This is a genomic window from Marinimicrobium sp. UBA4509, assembly GCF_002388575.1.
Taxonomy (GTDB): Bacteria; Pseudomonadota; Gammaproteobacteria; order Pseudomonadales; family Cellvibrionaceae; genus Marinimicrobium; species Marinimicrobium koreense.
The window spans coordinates 13,085-20,009 of the sequence record NZ_DGMV01000073.1 but is presented as its reverse complement, the minus strand read 5'-3'; the positions used below and the strand labels follow the sequence as shown (position 1 = coordinate 20,009).

At 56.6% G+C, this 6,925-nt stretch carries 4 protein-coding genes and 2 pseudogenes; all 6 read left to right on the top strand.

Annotated features, from left to right (window positions below; genetic code table 11):
- A pseudogene (locus tag B3520_RS13880) lies at positions 1-674 on the top strand (hypothetical protein); the annotation flags it as partial.
- Between the two features lie 48 nt (positions 675-722).
- Positions 723-1,829 carry a glycoside hydrolase family 88/105 protein gene (locus B3520_RS13875; protein WP_286806903.1) on the top strand — a complete coding sequence of 369 codons (1,107 nt, stop codon included), beginning with the start codon at positions 723-725 and terminating at the stop codon, positions 1,827-1,829.
- Positions 1,830-1,894: 65 nt separating this feature from the next.
- Entirely contained in the window at positions 1,895-2,209 is a 315-nt protein-coding gene (rhaM, locus tag B3520_RS13870) for an L-rhamnose mutarotase (RefSeq protein WP_286806904.1), read from the top strand.
- Positions 2,210-2,219: 10 nt separating this feature from the next.
- Positions 2,220-2,999 (top strand): DUF1961 family protein, encoded by a 780-nt coding sequence (locus B3520_RS13865; protein ID WP_286806905.1) that lies wholly within the window; start codon positions 2,220-2,222, stop codon positions 2,997-2,999.
- A 201-nt stretch (positions 3,000-3,200) separates the two neighbouring features.
- On the top strand, positions 3,201-5,558 hold the full coding sequence (locus B3520_RS13860; RefSeq protein ID WP_286806906.1) for a glycoside hydrolase family 31 protein: 2,358 nt from the start codon (positions 3,201-3,203) through the stop codon (positions 5,556-5,558).
- Between the two features lie 61 nt (positions 5,559-5,619).
- A pseudogene (locus B3520_RS13855) lies at positions 5,620-6,925 on the top strand (Tat pathway signal sequence domain protein); the annotation flags it as partial.

The following is a 6,925-nucleotide window of genomic DNA, read 5'->3' as shown; positions in this document are numbered from 1 at the left end:
CCCGAAAGCTTCCAAACCGCGAGCCGGTCCCCGGCCCGAATCGATTGCAAGTGGGCACCGACTGGGGTTCGGTCGCGGCCAACTGGCTCACGGCCTGGGAACGGACCGGGGATGACCAGTATCGGGATCGACTGGTAAGCGCCATGCGCACTATCGGTCGTCATCCCGACGGCTTCTTTGCGGGTACCTATGGCTTTGATGCCGACACCAAAAAACTCCTGGCGCCCCCAGAGGGTGACATTGAGGTTTCGCATCTGAGCTCGGTGTTCGGGCTGGTGGAAATCAACGCTGAGCTGATTCAACTGCTCGATGTGCCCGAATACAAAGCGGCGTGGTTGCGCTACTGCCGCCTGTACAATGCCAGTGATGAACAGAAAGTGGCGGCGGTAGGGCGTGCCTTTGGCACGCATCTGGAGGCACCGCATTCGCGTTTGACCGCCTACGCGGCCGCTCAGGAAGGCGGCGCCACGCTGGCGAAACGCGCCTGGCAGGAGTTTCAGCTACCCCAGGAATTTGCTCGCCAGTGGACCGGTGATTTTCAGGCGATTCTGGAGGTGAAACCTCCTCAGGTGCTCAATCCGGTGGTGGAAGCGCCCTGGTTATCGACCAATGACGCGTCGCAATGGGGATTGGCGGCCATCCAGAACCTGGCGCTGATCGCTGACGAGCTATAATACCGGAAACGTTTTTTATTGATTCATACGCTAGAGGTTTTAAGAAGTATGCCAACTGTTGCACATAACATCGAATACGCCCAGGTCCGGAACACCATCGATAAGTTGATCGATAATCTGGTCAACATCAAAGATGAAACCGGTGAGTTTCTGCTCAAGCTCGACGATGGTCGGGTGATTGATACCAAAGGCTGGGCCGGCTGGGAGTGGACTCACGGCATTGGCCTCTATGGCTTGATGAAATACTGGGATATTACCGGCGACGAAAAGCCCAGGAAGATCATTGAAGACTGGTTCAGTGACCGGCTCAAGGAAGGTACGCCCACCAAGAACGTGAACACCATGTCCCCGTTCCTGACCCTGGCCTATATGCATGAGCGCACCGGAGAGCGCAGCCATCTTCCGTACCTGGATGTCTGGGCGGAGTGGGTCATGCGGGATATGCCCCGGACCACCGAAAATGGTCTTCAGCACATCGTCTACAACTCGGTGAACTATCAGCAGTTGTGGGACGATACGCTGATGATGAGCGTCATGCCGCTGGCCAAAATCGGATTATTGTTGGACCGTCCTCACTATGTGGAAGAGGCCAAGCGGCAATTCATGTTGCACATCAAATATCTGGCGGACCGTAAAACGGGTCTCTGGTTCCACGGCTGGACCTTTGACGGCAACCACAACTTTGCCGATGCCCTGTGGGCACGTGGCAACAGCTGGGTGACCATTTCGATTCCTGAGTTTATTGAACTGCTTGATTTTCCCAAGACCGACGGTCTGCGCATGTTCCTGGAGGAAACCCTGGAAGCCCAGGTCAAAGCGCTGGAGGAAACCCAGCATAAAGACGGCCTGTGGCACACCCTGTTGGATGACCCCGATTCTTACCTCGAGGCCTCGGCCGCCGCCGGGTTTGCTTACGGCATTCTGAAAGGCATTCGCAAAGGCTATCTCGACAAAAAGTACGAAGAAGTTGGCCTTAAGGCAGTCAAAGCCGTGCTGGATAATATCAGTGCGGACGGCGAGCTCCAGCAGGTGTCGTTCGGCACGCCGGTCTTTGACGACCTTCAGGGTTACCGGGATATCCCGCTCACCTCCATGCCCTACGGTCAGTCCATGGCGATTTTGCTGTTGGTCGAATACATGAACTATTACATCTGATCGTCCTTCTCTCGGGCTGCTTCCGTCGGAGGCAGCCCAGAGTGCCATTCTGGAGTCACTGGACAATGGAAAAAATAGCTTTCGTCATGCAGCTTAAACCGGGCTGCGAGCAGGAGTATGAGAAACGTCACGACGAAATCTGGCCCGAGCTGGTGGACCAGCTAAAGGCCGCTGGTGTTTCGGACTACTCCATCTTTCTGCACCCGCAGACGCTACAGTTGTTTGGGGTACTCAAGCGCACGGATGATCATGGTATGGACGAGTTACCCCAGACCGAGATCATGCAGAAGTGGTGGGCTTACATGGCGGATATCATGGATGCCGAGGCCGACAACAGCCCGGTGTCTACGCCACTCAAGAACGTCTTCCACCTGGAATAGTGAGGCCTCTATGAGCAATAGATCATGGTCTTTATGGGTGAGCCTGCTGCTGGTGTGTCTGATGGCAGGCTGTTCCATGGTATCGCCGGAGCGCAAAGCGAGTTCTACGGCGGACTCTCTGCCCGAACCGGGTCAATTGCTCTACCAGGCCAGCTTCGACAATCCCGAATCGGTAGCCGGTTGGGTGATGGAGGGCCCGGGTGAAATCGCCTTCGAGGACGGATGGATGGCAATGCACTCCCCGGACGAGCAGGGCCATCACGTATTCTGGTGTCCCGAGGATTTCCCGGAAAACTTTATCGCTCGCTGGGATGCGCAGAATCTGGATGACGAAGCGGGGCTGGTGATCGTTTTTTTTGCCGCAATCGGGGTTGATGGCCAGGACATCTTTTCGCCCGATTTGCCGGAACGGGATGGCACCTTTACCCAGTACACCGAAGGCGAGATCAAGAGCTACCACATCTCCTACTATGCCAACGCCGCCCATAACCCGGGCCGGGGTCATGCCAACTTACGCAAGAACAATACCTTCAGTCTGTTGCAGAAAGGCGAGGTCGGAATTCCGACCGAATCCATGCAAGAGCATGAAATCACCCTGGTGAAAGAGGGCGAGCGAATTCGACTGTATATCGACGATCGAAAGGTGATCGACTATACGGACAATGCCCCGATGGTCGACGGTGTCGATACGGGCGATGCCCTGGGAAGCGGAAAAATCGGCTTCCGGCAGATGAAATGGACCCAGTTTCGCTACAAAAACTTCCGCGTTTACGAATTGCCCCAGCAATAACGGGCAAAGCCCATCCCTCGATATAACCAGCGATAACGGACGAGGAAACCCATGAAATACTGCTTACTGGCACTCCTGTGTCTGGCCGCCTTTGCACAAGCGACTGACAGACAAGCTACTGAGTTGCCTGAATCCTCAAAAGCTCGGGACGCGCTCGGCCCGGGCACGGTTCAATCGTCGCCCGTCAGGGAGGGCAACAGAGTGCTCATCTCCGCCGAGCATGCGGATGTTCAGATCGAGTTCTGTACCGCCTCCATGGTGCGTGTGCGCAGCAGCTGGGATCGGGAGTTTGACGAGAACGCGGCGCTCGGACTTATGGTCACCGAGCGGGATTGGCCGCCGGTCCTAATCAATACCGCGGAGGAGACTGATTTTTACGAGCTGGAATCAAAGCAGTTGCTCGTCCGTGTGTATAAATCGCCCTTGCGATTGGAGTTCTATGCCTCTGATGGAACCCTGCTGTCTACCGAGCGGATTGAGGTAGGGGGTATGACTCAGCAAACGGCAGGCGTTTCGGTCCATAAAAAGCTGCAGGATAATGAACAGGTGTTTGGCTTTGGCCAGCGTATGGACTTTATCAACCAGCGGGGCAAACAGCTGGAGCTGACCGTCGGGCGTGGCATGGGCCGCCCCCATATCATCGGGGCCTACAATATTCTGGAGGCCAACTACAGCCCGGTGCCGTTTTTCATGAGCACGCGCGGCTACGGTATTTTTCTCCATACACCCTATACCTCCCACTGGGATATGGGGCACTCCACACCGGGTGTGTACTCATTTGAGGCGGAAGGCGGGGAGCTGGATTACTACTTCATGGCGGGCGCTGATTTTCCTTCGCTTCTGGACCAATATACCGCTGTGACCGGCAAGTCACCACTCTTACCCAAACCCGCTCATGGTCTGCACGTCGGGACTTACAGTGGCGGCACCTGGGGCTACGAGAAGCATACCTCTACCGATTACGTGGTCAATCTGGGGCGGACATTCCGTGAAAAGGAAATCCCGGTGGATATCATTCATCTGGATTCCACCTGGCGGATGTTCGGTGAGCAGGGCGGCAGTGGTGCCACCACCTTTGAATGGCGTGAAACCTTTGATGACCCGGAGGCCATGTTCGATCAGCTCTACGACATGGATTACAGCATGGTGGGCGTTCACGTCCGGCCACGCTATGACAATGGCAGACAGTACAAACTGTTGGATCAGGCACGGGATGCGGGGATGGTCTATCCCGAGCCCAATAATACCGGCGAGTTCGTCAACTTTTTTGACCCGGACGCGGTGGACTGGTGGTGGGAGAACGGCGCCATGAAGGTGGCCTCCCAGGGCGCCATGTTCTTCAAGACTGATGAAGGCAGCGCCTTTGGGCGCAAGGCAAATGAGAGTGACAAGACCGGACCGACCGGGCCGGAAGCCGAGCGCCTGCACAACCTATTTCCATTGGCCTACGCCAAGGCGCCGTTTGAGAAATTCAGTGAACACAATCAGATGCGCGGTTTCAACCTGACGCGGGAAGGCTACGCCGGTATTCAACGCTACCCCTATCTCTGGGCGGGCGACTGGCCGAGCGAGTGGCAGTACTTCAAGCCGGTCATTCGCGCCGGGCTCAATATGGGCCTGTCGGGGGTGGGCTACTGGTCGCACAATATGGGCGGGTTCGAGCACGACCCGGATCCCGAGCTCTATATCCGCTGGACCCAGTTTGGGCTTTTCAGCCCCATCGCGCATCTGTTCGGAATGGATCACCCCGGTTACAAGGAGCCTTGGCGTTATGGAGAAGAGGCCGAGCGGATTTTCAGGCAGTACGATCGCATGCGTTACCGGTTTATTCCCTATGTCTACAGCGAAGCCTATCAGATGCACCGGACCGGTATGCCCATGATGCGGGCGTTGGTACTGGAGTACCAGGAGGATGAAAATACCCACGATATTGATGACCAGTATCTGTTTGGCCGCAATCTGTTGATTGCCCCGGTGACCACCAAGGGCGCGCAAACGCGGGTAGTCTATCTACCCGAAGGTACCTGGTATGACTACTGGAGTGGTGAGCCCTATGAGGGCCAGCGCTATCACAACATTGTCACCCCGCTGGACCAGTTGCCCATCTTCGTCAAGGCCGGTGGCATTCTTCCTCAACAGAGAGTGATGAACCTGGGCCAGGAAACAGCGGAAAACCTCACCCTGGAAATATTTCCCGGAGGCGAGTCCTCGTACCCGATCTACGATGATGATGGTAAAACCAAGGCGTACCTGTCCGGTGACTACGCCATCACCGACGTCACCGTAAAGGCTGAGTCGAATCGAACCCTGATCCGTATTGAGGCTCCTCGTGGCGACTACGACTTGGCGGAACGTTCCTACACACTGAAAGTTCGCCGCGACGGCCCCCCGGAGTCTGTTGTGGAAGGGACCACTCCTCTTCGCGTCTTTGCCTCCTCCGTTGAGTACGAGGAAAGCCAGTCACAAGCCGGTTGGTACTTCGATGATAAAGCGGGCGCACTGTACGTGAGGTTGGCCGGAACGAGCCTGAGCGATATTTCCGTGGCAATCAATCAGTAGCGTTGTTTGCGAATGTACTAAAAAAATGTGAGAGAACACCAATAACAGGATCCCCGAGACCATGAAACACTCCAGACTCATTTCCCTATTTGCCGCCGCCTTATTGTCGTCAGCCTGTTCCGTTCGGGCCGAGCCGGAGGTGCAGGTACAGTGGTTGAACGACGGCACGGACCGGGAACCGGTAGGTGCGACCTGGGGTACGCCCTGGCCGCAGGGCGAGGTGGACGCCGCCAGCGAATTCACTCTTGAATCCGAATCCGGAACATCGTTGCCCGTACAGAGTTGGCCGCTGGCCTATTGGCCCGATGGCTCCGTGAAATGGACCGGACATGCGATTGCCCCGCTTGAGTTGAATGTCGGTGCACTGACCTTGACGCCCGGTGACGCGGTGAGGTCCGAACAGTCCATACGGATTGTAGAGAACAACGGTTCCATCCGTGTGGACACCGGCGTGATTCAGGCGGTGATTGCCAAATCCGGTGATCGTCTGATTCAGTCCATTACCCGCGATAACCGGCAGACATTGAACGATGGTCGTCTTGTCATTCTGTCTCAGAATCAGGCCGAACCTGAAGTAGGGAAGCCGTTAACGGTAGAGTCCTTCACCGGACAGCTCGACCAGGTGACCCTTGAGCAGAGTGGACCGGTGCGCGCGGTGGTCAAACTGGAAGGTAAGCATGTCGGAGAGAACGGCCGTGCCTGGATTCCCTTTGTGGTGCGCCTTTATTTCTACGCCGGCGATGACTCGGTGCGCATGGTGCACACCATGATTTACGACGGTGACCAGAAAACCGATTTTATACGGGGTGTGGGCGTCCGCTTTGATGCGCCGCTGGACGGCCCGCTGCATGATCGGCACGTGCGCTTTTCCGGTGAAGGCGATGGCCTTTTCGGTGAAGCGGTTCGCGGTATCACCGGCTTGCGTCGCGACCCGGGCAAGGCGGTTCGCGAGGCACAGATTGAAGGGCGCGCAACTCCGCCCTTGAGTGAATGGGCGACCAGTGTGTCGGATCGTCTCGAGATGATTCCCGCCTTTGGTGATTACACCCTCTCTCAATTGAGCGCCGATGCGTTTGAAATCCGCAAACGTACCCAGCCCGGCCTGTCCTGGCTGGATTCCGCCGAGGGCACCCGCTCCAGCGGGTTGGGTTATATTGGTAGCCCGAAGGGCGGCGTGGCGTTTGGTATCCGGGATTTCTGGCAGAGTCATTCGTCTCAGCTCGATATTCGCAACGCGCGTTCCGACGAGGCCGAAGTTACCCTATGGTTGTGGGCTCCCGAAGGTCGGGCCATGGATATGCGCTTCTATCACGATGGTATGGGGCTGGATACGCACGAGAAGCAGCTCGATGCTCTGAACGTGACCT